The organism is Klebsiella sp. R390, assembly GCF_051131745.1.
Classification (GTDB): Bacteria; Pseudomonadota; Gammaproteobacteria; order Enterobacterales; family Enterobacteriaceae; genus Klebsiella.
Window position 1 is genome coordinate 1,891,610 of record NZ_CP180445.1, and the last position, 17,813, is coordinate 1,909,422.

General features: G+C 56.7%; 12 protein-coding genes. 9 read left to right on the forward strand and 3 right to left on the reverse strand.

From position 1 onward, the window contains the following. Window positions 1-30: 30 nt before the first annotated feature. From polB to rluA, 3 genes are all read left to right on the forward strand, one after another. The gene (gene polB / locus ACMYSP_RS08810; RefSeq protein WP_434586390.1) at window positions 31-2,388 is read left to right on the forward strand and encodes a DNA polymerase II; all 2,358 of its coding nucleotides are present in this window, start codon (window positions 31-33) and stop codon (window positions 2,386-2,388) included. A 189-nt stretch (window positions 2,389-2,577) separates the two neighbouring features. Next, on the forward strand, window positions 2,578-5,484 hold the full coding sequence (gene rapA, locus ACMYSP_RS08815; RefSeq protein WP_123757528.1) for an RNA polymerase-associated protein RapA: 2,907 nt from the start codon (window positions 2,578-2,580) through the stop codon (window positions 5,482-5,484). A 24-nt stretch (window positions 5,485-5,508) separates the two neighbouring features. Further along, window positions 5,509-6,168: a bifunctional tRNA pseudouridine(32) synthase/23S rRNA pseudouridine(746) synthase RluA gene (gene rluA / locus ACMYSP_RS08820; protein ID WP_434587053.1), complete on the forward strand. Its 660-nt coding sequence runs from the start codon at window positions 5,509-5,511 to the stop codon at window positions 6,166-6,168. Window positions 6,169-6,251: 83 nt separating this feature from the next. Here rluA and citX read toward each other — a convergent pair whose 3' ends face one another. Both citX and ACMYSP_RS08830 read right to left on the reverse strand, forming a co-directional pair. After that, on the reverse strand, window positions 6,252-6,791 hold the full coding sequence (gene citX, locus ACMYSP_RS08825) for a citrate lyase holo-[acyl-carrier protein] synthase (RefSeq protein ID WP_434586391.1): 540 nt from the start codon (window positions 6,789-6,791) through the stop codon (window positions 6,252-6,254). A gap of 169 nt (window positions 6,792-6,960) precedes the next feature. After that, window positions 6,961-8,319, reverse strand: coding sequence for a 2-hydroxycarboxylate transporter family protein (locus ACMYSP_RS08830; protein WP_434586392.1), 1,359 nt, complete (start codon window positions 8,317-8,319; stop codon window positions 6,961-6,963). A 431-nt stretch (window positions 8,320-8,750) separates the two neighbouring features. On the opposite strand from ACMYSP_RS08830, the gene ACMYSP_RS08835 reads away from it, so the two are divergent. Together ACMYSP_RS08835 and ACMYSP_RS08840 are read left to right on the forward strand one after the other, a co-directional pair. Further along, window positions 8,751-10,376, forward strand: a complete 1,626-nt coding sequence (locus ACMYSP_RS08835) for an ATP-binding protein (protein ID WP_434586393.1) — start codon at window positions 8,751-8,753, stop codon at window positions 10,374-10,376. Then, window positions 10,366-11,064 (forward strand): response regulator, encoded by a 699-nt coding sequence (locus ACMYSP_RS08840; RefSeq protein ID WP_434586394.1) that lies wholly within the window; start codon window positions 10,366-10,368, stop codon window positions 11,062-11,064. Before ACMYSP_RS08835 ends, ACMYSP_RS08840 begins: the two co-directional genes overlap by 11 nt. A gap of 55 nt (window positions 11,065-11,119) precedes the next feature. Here the strand turns inward: ACMYSP_RS08840 and djlA are convergent, their stop codons facing one another. Then, window positions 11,120-11,950 carry a co-chaperone DjlA gene (gene djlA, locus ACMYSP_RS08845; RefSeq protein WP_174509122.1) on the reverse strand — a complete coding sequence of 277 codons (831 nt, stop codon included), beginning with the start codon at window positions 11,948-11,950 and terminating at the stop codon, window positions 11,120-11,122. A 244-nt stretch (window positions 11,951-12,194) separates the two neighbouring features. On the opposite strand from djlA, the gene lptD reads away from it, so the two are divergent. The 4 genes from lptD (at window position 12,195) to rsmA (ending at window position 17,813) form a co-directional block, all read left to right on the forward strand. Then, complete coding sequence (lptD, locus tag ACMYSP_RS08850) at window positions 12,195-14,540, forward strand: LPS assembly protein LptD (RefSeq protein WP_434586395.1); 2,346 nt, start codon at window positions 12,195-12,197, stop codon at window positions 14,538-14,540. 54 nt (window positions 14,541-14,594) lie between these two features. After that, window positions 14,595-15,881: a peptidylprolyl isomerase SurA gene (gene surA / locus ACMYSP_RS08855; RefSeq protein WP_434586396.1), complete on the forward strand. Its 1,287-nt coding sequence runs from the start codon at window positions 14,595-14,597 to the stop codon at window positions 15,879-15,881. 133 nt (window positions 15,882-16,014) lie between these two features. Continuing rightward, window positions 16,015-16,995 (forward strand): 4-hydroxythreonine-4-phosphate dehydrogenase PdxA, encoded by a 981-nt coding sequence (pdxA, locus tag ACMYSP_RS08860; RefSeq protein ID WP_434586397.1) that lies wholly within the window; start codon window positions 16,015-16,017, stop codon window positions 16,993-16,995. After that, window positions 16,992-17,813, forward strand: coding sequence for a 16S rRNA (adenine(1518)-N(6)/adenine(1519)-N(6))-dimethyltransferase RsmA (gene rsmA / locus ACMYSP_RS08865; RefSeq protein ID WP_123757537.1), 822 nt, complete (start codon window positions 16,992-16,994; stop codon window positions 17,811-17,813). Before pdxA ends, rsmA begins: the two co-directional genes overlap by 4 nt.

Here is a 17,813-nt window from a genome sequence, read left to right on the forward strand (position 1 = left end):
AGGCCTGGTTTTTATTGATGAGAGCACGGCGTGACCCAGCCACGAGAAGGTTTTTTACTGACCCGTCACTGGCGGGATACCCCGCAGGGCACCGTGTTGTCTTTCTGGCTCGCCACCGATGATGGCCCACTTGAGGTCATGCTACCGCCGCAGGAGTCCGTGGCGTTTATTCCCGAAGCCCAGCGCCCGCTGGTCGAACGCCTGCTGCAGGGCGAAAACGGCCTGCGCCTTGCCCCCCTCGGCTTAAAAGACTTTCACCGCCAGCCGGTATTTGGCCTCTATTGCCGCGCGCATCGCCAGCAGATGCGCCTGGAGAAAAAGCTGCGGGAAAACGGCGTCACGGTTTACGAAGCCGATATCCGCCCGCCGGAACGCTATCTGATGGAGCGCTTTATCACCGCGCCGGTTTGGGTCGAAGGCGATAGCGTGGGCCACCAGATCGTCAACGCCCGCATGAAGCCCAGCCCCGACTACCGTCCACCGCTGAAATGGGTGTCGCTGGATATCGAAACCAGCCGCCACGGCGAGCTGTACTGCATCGGGCTGGAAGGCTGCGGCCAGCGGGTGGTCTACATGCTCGGGCCTGAGCCAACGCCCTCGCCCGCCGTCGATTTCCAGCTGGAGTATGTTGCCAGCCGCCCACAGCTGCTGGAAAAGCTTAACGCCTGGTTTGCCGCGCACGACCCTGACGTGCTGATCGGCTGGAACGTCATCCAGTTCGATCTGCGGGTCCTGCAAAAACATGCCGAACGTTACCGTATTCCGTTAATGCTCGGTCGCGGCAATAGCGAACTGGAGTGGCGCGAACACGGGTTTAAGAATGGCGTGTTCTTCGCCCAGGCTAACGGCCGGCTGATCGTTGACGGCATCGAGGCGCTGAAATCCGCTTTCTGGAGCTTCTCCTCTTTTGCCCTGGAAACGGTGGCCCGTGAACTGCTGGGCGAAGGGAAAGCCATCGATAACCCATGGGATCGGATGGACGAAATTGACCGTCGTTTTCACCAAGACAAACCGGCGCTGGCAGCCTACAACCTGCAGGACTGCGAGCTGGTGACGCGTGTCTTCCACAAAACCGAGATCATGCCCTTTCTGCTGGAGCGCGCCACGGTCAACGGCCTGCCTGCCGACCGTCACGGCGGATCCGTGGCCGCCTTCAGCCATCTCTATTTTCCGCGTATGCACCGGCTGGGCTATGTCGCCCCGAATCTTGGCGAGGTGCCGCCGCAGGCCAGCCCCGGCGGTTACGTCATGGATTCGCGCCCTGGCCTCTATGATTCAGTGCTGGTTCTCGACTACAAAAGCCTGTACCCGTCGATTATTCGCTCCTTCCTGATCGATCCGGTGGGGCTGATTGAAGGCATGGCCCACCCGGAACCAGAGCACAGCACCGAGGGGTTTCTCGGCGCGCGCTTCTCCAGACAGAAGCACTGCCTGCCGGGCATTGTCGGGCAAATCTGGCATGGCCGCGACGACGCCAAACGCCAGCACAATAAACCGCTGTCTCAGGCGCTGAAGATCATCATGAACGCCTTCTACGGCGTCCTGGGCACCAGCGCCTGCCGCTTTTTCGACCCGCGCCTGGCCTCCTCTATTACCATGCGGGGACACGCGATTATGCGCCAGACTAAAGCGCTGATTGAGTCGCAGGGTTATGACGTGATCTATGGTGATACCGACTCTACCTTTGTCTGGCTTAAACGCCCGCATAGCGAAGAAGAAGCGGCGAAAATCGGCCGGTCGCTGGTGGCTTTCGTTAACGACTGGTGGGCCACGGAGCTGAATAAAGAGCAGCTCACCAGCACCCTTGAACTGGAGTTCGAAACCCATTTTTGCCGTTTTTTAATGCCGACCATTCGCGGCGCCGATACCGGCAGTAAAAAACGCTACGCCGGCATGATCCAGGAGGGCGACGCGCAGCGGATGGTGTTCAAAGGGCTGGAGACGGTGCGAACCGACTGGACACCGCTGGCGCAGCAGTTCCAGCAGGAGCTATATCTGCGCATTTTCCGCCACCAGCCGTACCGGGATTACATCCTGGAAACCATTGATAAGCTGATGAACGGTGAGCTCGACGATCGGCTGGTTTACCGCAAGCGCCTGCGCCGCCCGCTGGCGGAGTATCAGCGCAACGTTCCGCCGCACGTGCGCGCGGCGCGGCTGGCAGACGAGGAAAACGTCCGCCTCGGCAGGCCGCAGCAGTACCAACAGCGCGGCAGCATAAAATATGTCTGGACCACCGGCGGCCCTGAACCGGTGGACTACCAGCGGTCGCCGCTCGATTATGAGCACTATTTGTCAAAGCAGCTTCAGCCGGTTGCGGAAGGAATTCTTCCCTTTGTCGACGACGATTTTGCTACAATAATGACAGGGCAACTGGGGCTATTTTGATTTCTTCGCCCCCCTGCAATTTCCAGCCGACAGTTCTGCAAATTGAAGGGCGACGAGGACGTGACGAACGACCTGCCATCCAGTAATATAGCGCCCTTTCCATTCCTGGACCCAATTTTGATCCCTCTCTGACTTACCCGGAGATGATCAACTATTGCCTGCAATTTAAGAACAAAGAGCTGAACATATATGCCTTTTACACTTGGTCAACGCTGGATTAGCGACACAGAGAGCGAACTGGGATTAGGGACGGTAGTGGCGCTGGATGCGCGTATGGTAACCCTTCTTTTCCCCGCCATCGGCGAAAACCGTCTGTACGCGCGCAATGATTCCCCGATCACCCGCGTGATGTTTAACCCGGGTGATACCATCACCAGCCACGAAGGCTGGCAGCTCCAGGTTGACGAAGTAAATGAAGAGAACGGTCTGCTGGCCTATACCGGCACGCGTCTCGACACCGAAGAAGCCAATGTCACACTGCGTGAAGTGCTGCTCGACAGCAAGCTGGTCTTCAGCAAACCGCAGGACCGCCTGTTTGCCGGGCAGATCGACCGCATGGACCGTTTTGCCCTGCGCTATCGCGCACGCAAATACCAGAGCGAGCAGTACCGGATGCCGTGGAGCGGCCTGCGCGGCCAGCGCACCAGCCTGATCCCACACCAGTTGCATATCGCCCATGACGTCGGCCGTCGTCACGCGCCGCGCGTGCTGCTGGCGGATGAAGTAGGTCTGGGGAAAACCATCGAAGCCGGGATGATCCTCCATCAACAGCTGCTCGCCGGCGCTGCCGAGCGCGTGCTGATTATTGTCCCGGAAACCCTGCAACACCAGTGGCTAGTGGAGATGCTGCGCCGCTTCAACCTGCGCTTCTCACTGTTTGACGATGAGCGCTATGCCGAAGCCCAGCACGACGCCTACAACCCGTTTGAAACCGAACAGTTGGTTATCTGCTCGCTGGACTTCGTGCGCCGCAGCAAACAGCGTCTTGAGCACCTGTGCGACGCGGAATGGGACCTGATGGTCGTCGATGAAGCACACCATCTGGTCTGGAGCGAAGACGCACCAAGCCGCGAATATCAGGCCATTGAACAGCTGGCCGAACGCGTGCCGGGCGTGCTGCTGCTGACTGCAACCCCGGAACAGCTGGGGATGGAAAGCCACTTCGCCCGTCTGCGTCTGCTGGATCCGAACCGCTTCCACGACTTCGAGCAGTTCGTTGAAGAACAACAAAATTACCGTCCGGTAGCCGATGCCGTGGCCTTGCTGCTGGCAGGCAATAAGCTGAGCGATAACGAGCTGAACACCCTTGGCGATCTGATCGGCGAGCAGGATATCGAACCGCTGCTGCAGGCTGCCAACAGCGACCGCGATGATGCCCAGGCCGCGCGCCAGGAGCTGGTCTCCATGCTGATGGACCGTCACGGCACCAGTCGTGTCCTGTTCCGCAACACCCGTAACGGCGTGAAAGGCTTCCCGAAACGCGAGCTGCATACCATTCGTCTGCCGCTGCCGACCCAGTACCAGACGGCGATTAAAGTCTCTGGCATTATGGGTGCCCGTAAAAGCGCCGAAGAACGCGCTCGCGACATGCTCTATCCAGAGCAGATTTATCAAGAATTTGAAGGCGATACCGGTACCTGGTGGAACTTCGATCCGCGCGTTGAGTGGCTGATGGGTTACCTGACCAGCCACCGCTCTCAGAAAGTGCTGGTGATCTGCGCCAAAGCCACCACCGCGCTGCAGCTGGAGCAGGTCCTGCGCGAGCGTGAAGGCATCCGTGCGGCGGTCTTCCATGAAGGCATGTCGATCATCGAACGTGACCGCGCCGCCGCCTGGTTCGCCGAAGAAGATACCGGCGCCCAGGTGCTGCTGTGCTCTGAAATCGGCTCCGAAGGTCGTAACTTCCAGTTTGCCAGCAACCTGGTGATGTTCGACCTGCCTTTCAACCCGGACCTGCTGGAGCAGCGTATCGGTCGTCTCGACCGTATCGGTCAGGCGCACGATATTCAGATCCACGTGCCGTATCTCGAACGCACCGCGCAATCCGTGCTGGTTCGCTGGTATCACGAAGGGTTGGATGCCTTCGAGCACACCTGCCCGACCGGGCGCACCGTCTACGACAGCGTGCATAACGAACTGATTAACTATCTTGCCGCGCCGGAAACCACCGAAGGCTTCGATGAGCTGATTAAATCCTGCCGCCAGCAACATGATGCGCTGAAAGCGCAGCTTGAGCAGGGTCGCGACCGTCTGCTGGAGATCCACTCCAACGGCGGTGAACAGGCCCAGCAGCTGGCCGAAAGCATTGAAGAGCAGGATGACGATACCAATCTGATCGCCTTTGCCATGAACCTGTTTGATATTGTCGGTATCAACCAGGACGATCGCGGTGAAAACCTGATTGTCCTGACGCCATCCGACCATATGCTGGTCCCGGACTTCCCGGGTCTACCGGAAGATGGCTGCACCATCACCTTCGAACGTGATGTCGCTCTGTCGCGCGAAGATGCCCAGTTCGTGACCTGGGAGCACCCGCTGATCATCAACGGTCTGGATCTGATCCTCTCCGGCGATACCGGCAGCAGCACCATCTCCCTGTTGAAGAACAAGGCGCTGCCGGTGGGTACCCTGCTGCTGGAGCTGATTTACGTGGTGGAAGCTCAGGCGCCGAAGCAGCTACAGCTTAAGCGTTTCCTGCCTGCCACGCCGGTTCGTATGCTGCTGGATAAAAACGGCAATAACCTCGCCGGCCAGGTGGAGTTTGAAAGTTTCAACCGTCAGCTGAGCGCCGTGAACCGCCATACCGGCAGCAAGCTGGTCAACGCGGTACAGCAGGACGTCCATGCGATCCTCCAGCTCGGCGAAGCGCAGGTGGCCAAGGCGGCACAGGCGCTGATCGACACCGCCCGCAATGAAGCCAACGATAAGCTGTCGGCCGAGCTGTCTCGTCTGGAAGCCCTGAAAGCCGTTAACCCGAACATTCGTGACGACGAACTTTCCGCCATCGAGAGCAACCGTCAGCAGGTCATGGACGCCCTGGCGCAGGCAGGCTGGCGTCTCGACGCGTTGCGTTTAATTGTGGTCACCCACCAGTAACGGAACACGACGATGTCGATGACGATGCCGATGGAAAACTACAATCCGCCCCAGGATCCCTGGCTGGTCATCCTCTATCAGGATGAACACATCATGGTGGTCAACAAGCCGAGCGGCTTGTTGTCCGTCCCGGGGAGGCTGGAAGAGCATAAAGACAGCGTGATGACGCGCGTTCAGCGCGACTTCCCGCAGGCCGAGTCGGTACACCGGCTGGATATGGCTACCAGCGGCGTGATCGTCGTGGCGCTGACCAAAGCGGCAGAACGTGAGCTGAAACGCCAGTTTCGCGAGCGTGAGCCTAAGAAGCAGTACGTCGCCCGCGTCTGGGGACATCCGCAACAAGCAGAAGGTATGGTGGATTTACCGCTGATCTGCGACTGGCCGAACCGACCGAAGCAGAAAGTCTGCTTTGAAACCGGTAAAGTGGCGCAGACCGAGTATGAAGTGCTGGAGTATGCCGACGATAACAGCGCCCGCGTACGCCTGAAGCCGATTACCGGGCGTTCACATCAGCTGCGTGTGCATATGCTGGCGCTGGGCCACCCGATTCTTGGCGACCGCTTTTATGCGACGCCAGAAGCGCTGGCCATGGCACCACGGCTGCTGCTACATGCTGAAACGCTGACCATCACCCATCCGGCTTTCGGCAACGCGATGACCTTCCGCGCCCCCGTCGACTTCTGAATCGTCGCGGTCTGCCCCGGGTTGTGCCGCCAGCGGCCTACCCGGGCATTTCTGTCAGCAATGCGACAAGCTAAAACCTCGCGTTAATCGCGGGCAAACCACGCATCAATCATCCGATCGACATGTGCCACAAGCTGCTCAGTTTCATGACGATGGCTACGAGCGCACTCCTGTGCCGGTGCGTCACAAAGCAGGCACTGACGCCGATGTGCGCCTTCAGACTGGCCGCTCACCAGGCCTTTTTTCGGGGAAATCACATCGATATCCCACAAACGGCCCAGCGGATGCGTCTGCACCAGTTCGTCACACAACGCTTTGATTTCACTGGCCGGATGCGCCACGCACCACAGGGCTTCTGGCCCGGTCGGCAACCACAACGCCTGACGGTCCAGCGTTTGCCAGCGATGTTTCCACAGCATTTGATCGCAAGCCTGCAGCGCCACGCCCATCATATTACGATAGCGAATGCTGTCTTTTACCGCCCCCGGGGTCACCAGGGTCAGCGAAACCACCGGCTGTTGATAATGGGCGATCCAGTCGGCCTGACGAGCCGCACGCTGCGCTTTCGCCGCCAGCAGCGCTTCCATGCTTACGCCCTCACGGGCGAGAGTATCCACTGACATTTGTTCCTCTCCTTCACTTAAAAAATGACAGCGGTCAGGCTGCCGTCGCAATAGCGAATTTCGGCGCTGATTGTAGCGCTAATCAGACAGAATTTAGGATACAGGACAAAGAAATTTTCTTCGTCCTGTGGTCGAAAATTGCAGATTATCCTGTTAGCACAGAGCTAAATCATGCAAGGAAGTGACTGAGGAACAGCAGACCCAGCGAAACATTAATCGCACCGCCAATACGGGTGGCGATTTGGGCGAACGGCATCAGGTTCATGCGGTTGCCGGACGTCAGTATCGCCACGTCACCGGTGCCACCCTGGCCACTCTGACAGCAGGAGACAATCGCCACATCAATCGGGTGCATGCCAATCTTTTTACCAACAAAAAAGCCGGTCGCCACCAGCGCCGAGACGGTGCTGACAATCACCAGCAGATTGTCGATGGTGAAGGCGTTTACCAGCTCCTGCCACGGAGTAATCGCCACGCCGACGGCAAACAGGATCGGGTAGGTCACCGCCGTACGGAAGAATTTGTAGACCATCTGCGACCCTTCTTGCAGGCGCGGAGAGACGCCGTTGACCAGCTTAAGCAGCACCGCCAGAAACAGCATTCCCACCGGGGCCGGCAGCCCTATCATTTTCTGCCCGAGCATGCCGAGCATATACAGCAGCACCGCCAGCAGCGCCCCCGAAGCCAGGGTCGTGACATCGGTCTTCGTATCGACATCCTGGGTTTCACGATGCGTTTCGTTGCTGCGGTTTGGCATCAGCTGGCCTTCACCGGTCAGATGCGGGAAACGTTTACCCAGCTGATTCAGGCAGCCGGAGATCACAATCGCCGTCAGACTGCCCAGCATCACCATCGGCAATACCCGGCCTAACGCAACACCCTGATCCATATGCATCAGCGCGGCATAGCCAATAGAGAGTGGAATAGCCCCTTCCCCGACGCCACCGGCCATAATCGGCAGGACAATAAAGAAGAACACCTGAAACGGTTCCAGCCCAAGAGCGGTTCCGACGCCAACACCGACCAGCATCCCTACAATCTCACCACACACCATCGGGAAAAAGATACGCAGAAAGCCCTGAATCAGGGTGGTCCGGTTCATGCTCATGATGCTGCCAACGATAATGCAGCAAATATAGAGATAAAGGATGTTGGTGGATTTGTAGAATTTGGTGGTGGATTCCACCACCACATCCGGCAGCAGGCCGTAGTGAACCAGCGCGGAAGGGATAAAGGTGGCGCAGATTGCTGCCGCCCCTAGTTTGCCGAGGATCGGCAGGCGTTTGCCAAATTCACCACAGGCAAAACCGAAAAACGCCAGCGTCGCGACCATCACCACTATATCGCTCGGCAGCTTGCCATTAAGGCAGTCGAGGGCAATCAATCCCCCGGCTAACAGAAAAAGCGGTAACGGGATAATCCCGACTTTCATGGTGTCCATCACGTGCCACCAGCGCTGTTTCAGCGTCGCTTTTGGCGTATTGATGGGGTCGAGGGTCGCAGAGAATGCATTGTCTGTGGTGCTCATAGGTTTTGGCCCTTTCGTTATTATTCATTTTCAGAGTAGGGAGCCTGAGGCAGAGTTAATGTGAGGCGCGGCGGATTAGAAATGAAGTTTTAATGGTCACTATGGTTTTTATGGTTTCTATTCATCTACGTGATATTTATCTGATTTATTAGCGTGGTTTTTATGGTTTTTATGCTCTCTTGCTGGCGACATGACCCGGCGAGCACAGACGATATGCCCCGCCACCGCTACCCACAGCAGGATCGGGCTGTTGCCGCGCTTGTCAGTCCCGTGGAGTAAGGGGGATCGCGCGCCATCTTGATAAATATCCGCTGGTAGATAATTCTGGTGGTTCATCCAGACAAAAAGGCCCGCGCGTTTCCCGCACCATTCCTGTCGTCATCAGGAAAGAGGTTACCGTGCCGATACCACACAGACGCGGTACAGAACTTATGAAGGTTTCCTTTCAGTTTAAGCTGTTCATTTCGCTGGTGGCGTTCTTCTCCGTCCTGTTCGCCCTGCTGGGAGCCTATTACTACGTTGATGCCAGTCACCAGCTGTATCAGGAGATGAGCGCCCGCGCCAGAATACAGGCCGAAGAGATTGCGCTGATGCCGGAGCTTCGTCGCCAGGTTAGCCGCGACGATCCCCAGGCGCTGACCTCGTTTATGCGCGATATTGCCGCCCATAGCGATGCCAGCTTTATCGTGGTTGGCGATGCGCGCGGCGTGCATCTGTTCCACTCCGTTCACCCGGAATGGGTTGGTACCCGGCTGGTCGGCGGTGATAATCAGGCGGTACTGGCAGGTGAGAGCACCACCACCATCCGTAAAGGCGGGCTCGGCGTGTCGCTGCGCAGCAAGGCGCCCATCGTTAATGAAGCCGGCCAGGTGGTGGGGATTGTCTCGGTGGGCTATCTGACCAGCTATCTCGACAGCATCACCCTGGCCAAAGTGATCAATATCTTCATTGCGGCGATCCTGCTGCTGATCGCCCTGTTTATATTTTCCTGGTACTTTACCCGCAGCATTAAAAAGCAGATTTTTTCCCTGGAGCCGCGGGAGATCGGCCTGCTGGTGCGCCAGCAGAAGGCGATGATGGAGTCAATCTACGAAGGGGTGATCGTCATTGATAACCACCGGCGTATTGAAGTCATCAACCATGCGGCGCGGAGCCTGCTGGGGCTGAGCCAGCCGGCCCATCTGCTGCGCGGCAGATCCATCGACAGCGTGATTGTGCCACAGCCCTTTTTCGCCAGCGGCGACATGCTGGAGAACGACACTCACGATGAGCTGTGTCGCTTCAATCAGCTGACCGTCCTCGCCAGCCGGGTACGCATTATGCTGGAAAATTCACTGCAGGGCTGGGTGATCACCTTTCGTGACCGGGACGAAATCAACTCCCTCAGCGCCCAGTTGAGCCAGGTCAAACGCTACGTGGATAACCTGCGCATCATGCGCCACGAGCAGTTGAACCGCATGACGACGCTCTCCGGCCTGCTGCATATGGGTCACTATGACGACGCGATCCGCTATATTCAGGCCCAATCCGAACATGCGCAGGAGCTGCTGGACTTTATCTCTTCGCGCTTCAAATCGCCGACGCTCTGCGGGCTGCTGCTCGGTAAAGCCGCCCGGGCGCGGGAAAAAGGAGTGGAGCTGAGTTTCGACCCGGCCTGTCATATCGATCGCCCCCTGCCGTCCTTAATGGAGTCAGAGCTGATTTCAATTATTGGCAACCTGCTGGACAACGCCATTGAAGCCACGCAGCGTGCCGAGCTGCCGCACGAGCCGGTTGAAGTGTTAATCCAGTTAAATGCCCGGGAGCTGATGATTGAAGTGGCCGACCGCGGCATCGGTATTCACCCGGCTATCCGCGATCGTATATTTGAACGCGGCATCACCACCAAAACCCGTGGCGATCACGGCATCGGCCTGTATCTTATAGAACATTATGTCACCCAGGCGGGCGGCACCATTGAGGTCGCAGACAACGCACCGCGAGGAGCGATATTTACGCTGTTTATCCCTGCAGACGGTCCCGCCCATCCCCAACAAGAGGCCAACTATGCATCATGACCTGGTCGATGTGTTAATCATCGAAGATGAGAGTGAACTGGCGCGGCTGCATGCCGAGCTGATTCAAAAACATCCGCGGATGCGGCTGATCGGAATCGCGGCATCGCTTAGCCAGGCACGGCACATGCTCAATGCCCAACTTCCCCAGTTGGTGCTGCTCGACAACTATTTGCCCGACGGTAAAGGCGTGACCTTGATGACCGACCCGATTCTGGCGGACGCTACCTGTTCGGTGATTTTTATTACCGCCGCCAGCGATATGGAAACCTGTAGCCAGGCGATTCGTAACGGCGCCTTCGACTACATCCTTAAACCGGTGTCATGGAAGCGCCTGAGCCAGTCGCTGGAGCGCTTCGTGCAGTTTTACGATCAGCAGCGCGAGTGGAAAATCGTCGACCAGCAAAACGTCGACTCCCTCTATCAACTGCAGGCGAAGAACTACCGTACCGATAGCGGCAGCAAAGGGATCGAGGAGAAGACCCTGGCGTTGGTGCAGAGCCTGTTCAATGACCGGGAAGCACACAGTTTTTCCGTGGATGAGGTGGTGAACGATGCCGGCTTAAGTAAAACCACCGCCCGTCGCTATCTGGAGCACTGCGTGGAGATTGGCTTTCTGGAAGTGGATATGCTGTACGGTAAGATTGGTCACCCGCGACGCATGTACCGCCGCGTCGCCAGCGCCTCATAAGGCCTCTCCCGGCTGTAAGAGAGGCCCCAGGCGCTGACAGGCCCGGGGCTGGTGCTTAAAAGCCGCGTTGTTCTTTGATCAGTTCCCAGGCTTTTTGAATATCCTGCGCTTTCTGTTTTGCCATCTCCATCATTTCTGGCGGTAACCCCTTCGCCACCAGCTTATCCGGATGGTGCTCGTTCATCAGCTTACGATAAGCACGTTTCACGGTGGCGGCATCATCGGTAGGCTTCACGCCCAGCACGTTGCAGGCGTCTTCCAGCGTGGGTCCACGCTGCGCCTGCTGCCAGCCAGCGTTGCCGCCGCCCTGGCCGTAGCTGCCTTGCTGAGAACCTCCGCCGCCAAACTGAGCGCCGCCCTGCATCATGCGCAGGAACTGTTCGAACTGGGCGCGCGAGATCCCGAGTTCTTCGGCAATGACGAACAGCACATCACGTTCATTAGGATGTAACTCACCGTCGGCGAAAGCGGTCTGCAGCTGAATTTCCAGAAACATCCGAATCAAATCAAAGCGGCCGAAACAGACGCTACGCAGCTGGCGCATTTTTTCCCGCAGCGGATAATCGTCTGATTTACCTACCCGAAATGCATGCTGTGCCGCAGTACGCGACTCACCATGCAGGTTCATACGATCCATCAGGACATTGGCGACATGAATATCGGCTTCGGTGACGCGGCCTTTGGATTTGGTCAGATGCCCCATCACCTCAAAGGTGGTGGCAAAGAACAGCGCCTGGCGCTCTTGCTGGTTGGCAAACACATTGATTCTACGGCTTCGTGCGCGGTCAAAGATATGACCGACCAATAGCCCGAGTACCACGCCCCAAAAGCCTGCGCCCATCATTAACGCGACTGCAACCCCAATTATTTTACCCAAATACTGCATAGACTCCCCAATATTTACGCCGCCAGTTAAGCTATATATGACCGCACGTTACAAAGCACTGACGCTTCGGTCAATTGTGGGACATAGCCTATATTTTGCTTTATCATACTCGTCATTCTACACGGTGCCTAACGCTCGGGATCCAAACCGGCAGGATTAACACTAGCGCGATGAAGATGAGTACGTTAGGCTCTGACCGTTTGCAAGCCGCTGCCATAAGATGACGGAACAACAAATACAACGTATGAAAAAACGTATTCCCAGCCTCCTGGCCACCATGATCGCCAGCGCCTTGTACAGCCAGCAAGGCCTCGCCGCCGATCTCGCGACGCAATGTATGCTTGGCGTGCCAAGCTACGATCGTCCTCTCGTTGAAGGAAAAACCAACGAGCTACCGGTGACGATCGATGCCGATCATGCGAAGGGTAATTATCCTGACAACGCGGTATTTACCGGCAATGTCGATATTAACCAGGGCAATAGCCGTCTCCAGGCGGATGAAGTTCAACTTCATCAGCAGCAGGCTGCGGGCCAGCCTCAACCGGTACGTACGGTTGATGCACTCGGCAATGTGCACTATGACGATAATCAGGTCATTCTGAAAGGCCCTAAAGGCTGGTCAAACCTGAATACCAAAGATACCAATATCTGGAAAGGCGATTACCAGATGGTTGGCCGTCAGGGGCGGGGCACCGCAGACCTGATGAAACAGCGCGGTGAAAACCGCTACACCATTCTGGAAAACGGCAGCTTTACTTCCTGTCTGCCTGGGTCGAACACCTGGAGCGTCGTCGGGAGTGAGGTCATCCATGACCGCGAAGAGCAGGTTGCGGAAATCTGGAACGCGCGCTTTAAAATCGGCTCAGTGCCGGTGTTTTATAGCCCCTACCTGCAGCTGCCGGTAGGCGACAAACGCCGTTCTGGCTTCCTGATCCCGAACGCCAAATACAGCACCAAGAATGGCGTGGAGTTTTCACTCCCCTATTACTGGAACATTGCGCCTAACTTCGACGCAACGCTGACGCCGCACTACATGAGCAAGCGTGGCGGCGTGATGTGGGAAAACGAATTCCGCTATCTGACCAAAGCGGGCGCGGGTCTGTTCGAGTTTGACTACCTGCCTTCCGATAAAATCTACCAGGACGATCACTCCAGCGACAGCAACAGCCGTCGTTGGCTGTTCTACTGGAACCACTCGGGTGTTATCGATCAGGTATGGCGCCTGAACGCTGATTACACCAAAGTGAGCGATGCGGACTACTTTAACGACTTCAGCTCTAAATACGGTTCCAGTACCGATGGCTATGCCACGCAGAAATTCAGCGCCGGCTACGTTATTCAGAACTTCGACGCCACCGTGTCGACCAAACAGTTCCAGGTCTTTAACCGCGAATCGAGCAACTCCTACGCCGCGCAGCCGCAGCTCGACGTTAACTACTACCAGAACGATGTTGGTCCGTTTGACACCCACCTGTATGGGCAGGCGGTGCACTTCGTCAACACTAACGGCAATATGCCAGAAGCCACCCGTGTTCACTTTGAACCGACGATCAGCCTACCGCTGTCGAATGGCTGGGGCAGTATCAATACCGAAGCCAAACTGCTGGCGACTCATTACCAGCAGAGCAACCTCGATAACTACAATGCGGCCAATGGCACTGACTATAAAGAGTCCGTCAACCGTGTGATGCCGCAGTTTAAAATCGACGGTAAAATGGTCTTCGAGCGCGACATGCAGGAGGGTTACACCCAAACGCTGGAACCGCGCATGCAGTATCTGTATATCCCGTATCGTGACCAGAGCCAGATCGGTACCTACGACTCCACGCTGCTGCAATCAGACTATACCGGCCTGTTCCGCGACCGTACCTACAGCGGCCTGGATCGCATTGCTTCAGCGAACCAGCTCACCACCGGTGTCACCTCTCGCGTATATGATTCAGCTGCCGTTGAACGTTTTAATATTTCCGTTGGTCAAATCTATTATTTCACCGAGTCCCGGACCGGTGATGACAACATCAACTGGGAGAATGACGACACAACGGGTTCACTGGTATGGGCTGGAGATACTTACTGGCGCATCGCCGATAACTGGGGTTTACGCGGAGGCATTCAGTACGATACGCGTCTGGATAACGTCGCTACCGGTAATGGCACCGTGGAATACCGTCGCGATGAAAACCGCTTAATACAGCTTAACTATCGTTACGCCAGCCCGGAATACATTCAGGCCACGCTGCCTTCGTATTCCACCGCTGAACAGTACAAAAATGGTATTTCTCAGGTGGGCATGACTGCCAGCTGGCCGATTGTCGATCGCTGGTCTGTCGTCGGTGCATACTACTTTGACACCAATACCAAAAAGAGCGCCGACCAGATGTTAGGGGTCCAGTATAACTCCTGCTGCTACGCTATTCGCCTTGGCTACGAACGTAAGATCAACGGCTGGGATTCGAACGGCAACGGCGAGAGCAAATACGACAACACCTTTGGCATCAACATTGAGCTACGTGGCCTGAGCTCCAACTACGGTCTCGGCACCCAGCAGATGCTGCGTTCGAACATTTTACCGTACCAGAACTCCCTGTGATGTGGCTGGTTTAAAACGTAATCCGCACTTGCGGTTAATTGAAATGGAAAAAGTATGAAGAACTGGAAAACGCTGCTTCTCGGTATCGCCATGATCGCGAATACCAGTTTCGCTGCCCCACAGGTTGTCGATAAAGTAGCGGCTGTCGTCAATAATGGCGTTGTTCTTGAAAGCGACGTCGATGGCTTGATGCAATCGGTTAAGCTCAATGCTGGCCAGGCCGGTCAACAGCTGCCGGATGACGCGACCCTGCGTCATCAGATCCTCGAACGTCTGATCATGGACCAGATTGTTCTGCAGATGGGCCAGAAAATGGGCGTAAAAGTCACTGACGATCAGGTCGATCAGGCTATTGCTAACATCGCAAAACAGAACAACATGTCGCTGGATCAGATGCGTAGCCGTCTGGCTTACGAAGGTCTGAACTACAACACCTACCGCAATCAGATCCGTAAAGAGATGCTGATTTCGGAAGTGCGCAACAACGAAGTTCGTCGCCGTATTACCGTGCTGCCGCAGGAAGTTGAATCCCTGGCGAAGCAGATTGGCGATCAGAACGATGCCAGCACTGAACTGAACCTGAGCCACATCATGATTCCGCTGTCGGAAAACCCGTCTTCTGACGACGTAGCTGCCGCTCAGCAGCAGGCAAACTCCATCGTTGAGCAGGCACGCAGCGGCGCTGACTTCGGTAAACTGGCTATCACCTACTCTGCTGACCAGCAGGCGCTGAAAGGCGGCCAGATGGGCTGGGGCCGTATTCAGGAGCTGCCGGGGATCTTCGCCCAGGCACTGAGCACCGCGAAGAAAGGCGATATTATCGGCCCGATTCGTTCTGGCGTCGGTTTCCATATCCTGAAAGTGAACGATATGCGTGGTGGCAGCAAAAACATCTCCGTCACCGAAGTTCACGCTCGTCACATCCTGCTGAAGCCATCGCCGATCATGAACGACGACCAGGCTCGGGCGAAACTGGAGCAGATCGCAGCAGACATTAAGAGCGGGAAAACCACCTTTGCGAAAGCGGCGAAAGATTTCTCTGAAGATCCAGGCTCTGCCAACCAGGGCGGTGATTTGGGTTGGGCTACGCCAGATATCTTTGACCCGGCATTCCGTGACGCTCTGTTGCGCCTGAATAAAGGCCAGACCAGCGCGCCGGTTCACTCCTCCTTCGGCTGGCACCTGATTGAACTGATGGACAGCCGTCAGGTCGACCGTACCGATGCCGCGCAGAAAGACCGCGCCTACCGGATGCTGATGAACCGTAAGTTCTCGGAAGAAGCGGCGACCTGGATGCAGGAACAACGCGCCAGCGCTTACGTCAAGGTTCTGAACAACTAATACCACGGCCTCAATATATCCCGGCAGCGTTCGGGGCGTATTGAGGCGGCGCGCCAGCGGCTCCCGGTGCCGCTCAGGCTGTGAGCGGGTCCCGCTGGCGTTGCCAAAAAAGACGTCCTGAAGGATGAAGTGTATGAATCGAGTTGTTATCACCCCCGGCGAGCCCGCCGGAATTGGCCCCGACCTTGTGGTGCAGCTTGCACAGCGCGACTGGCCGGTAGAGCTGGTGGTTTGCGCCGATGGCGCACTGTTATCTGACCGGGCCCAACAGCTCGGTCTTCCTTTATCTCTCCTGCCCTACAATGCTTCCCTTCCCGCCACAGCGCAACGCGCTGGCACCCTGACGCTCCTTCCCGTCACGTTAAACGCCCCAGTGGAACCTGGTGTACTGAATGTGGCTAACGGACACTATGTGGTGGAGACGCTGGCTCGCGCCTGCGACGGCTGCCTGAACGGTGAATTTGCAGCGTTGATTACCGGGCCGGTGCATAAGGGAAATATCAATGACGCGGGGATCGCCTTCACCGGCCATACCGAATTCTTTGAAGAGCGCTCGCACGCCAGCAAAGTCGTGATGATGCTGGCAACGGAAGAGCTACGCGTCGCCCTGGCGACGACTCACCTACCGCTGAAGGCCATCAGCGAGGCAATCACGCCGGATTTACTGCGTGAGGTGATCACCATCCTGGACCACGATCTGCGCCATAAATTTGGTATCGCCCAGCCGCATGTGCTGGTCTGCGGGCTAAATCCGCACGCCGGCGAAGGCGGACACATGGGTACCGAAGAGATCGATACCATTATTCCGGTACTGGAAGAAATGCGCGCCAGGGGTATGAATCTGAGCGGTCCGCTGCCGGCAGACACCCTTTTTCAGCCTAAATATCTCGACCATGCCGATGCGGTACTCGCGATGTACCACGATCAGGGCCTTCCCGTGCTAAAATACCAGGGCTTTGGCCGTGGCGTGAACATTACGCTCGGTTTACCCTTTATTCGAACCTCCGTTGACCACGGTACCGCGCTTGAACTGGCGGGCCAGGGAAAAGCGGATGTCGGCAGTTTTATCACGGCGCTTAATCTCGCCATCAAAATGATTGTTAATACGCAATGAATAATCGAGTCCATCAGGGCCACTTAGCTCGTAAACGCTTCGGGCAAAACTTTCTCAACGATCAGTTCGTGATCGACAGCATTGTCTCGGCCATTAACCCTCAAAAAGGGCAGGCTATTGTCGAAATCGGTCCGGGTCTCGCCGCACTGACCGAGCCGGTCGGTGAACGCCTTGACGCGCTCACGGTTATCGAGCTCGACCGCGATCTGGCCGCACGTCTGCAAACGCACCCCTTCCTGGGACCGAAGCTGACGATTTATCAGCAAGATGCCATGACCATGAATTTCGGCGAGCTGTCGCAGACCATGGGTCAGCCGCTGCGCGTGTTTGGCAACCTGCCGTACAACATCTCGACGCCGCTGATGTTCCATCTGTTCAGCTATACTGATGCCATTGCCGACATGCACTTTATGCTGCAAAAAGAGGTCGTCAATCGCCTGGTGGCCGGACCGAACAGCAAGGCATATGGTCGTCTGAGCGTCATGGCGCAGTACTACTGCCAGATTATCCCGGTACTCGAAGTGCCGCCGAGCGCCTTTACCCCACCGCCTAAAGTGGATTCTGCCGTTGTGCGCCTGGTGCCTTATCGCACGCTGCCGCATCCGGTGAAAGAGGTGCGTGTACTGAGCCGAATTACTACCGAAGCGTTCAATCAGCGTCGGAAAACGATTCGTAACAGTCTCGGTAATCTGTTCAGCGTTGACGTGCTGACCGAGCTGGGCATCGACCCGGCAAAACGTGCAGAGAATATTTCCGTGGCGCAATACTGTCAGTTAGCCAACTGGTTATCCGACAACGCGCCCACCAAGGAGAGCTAA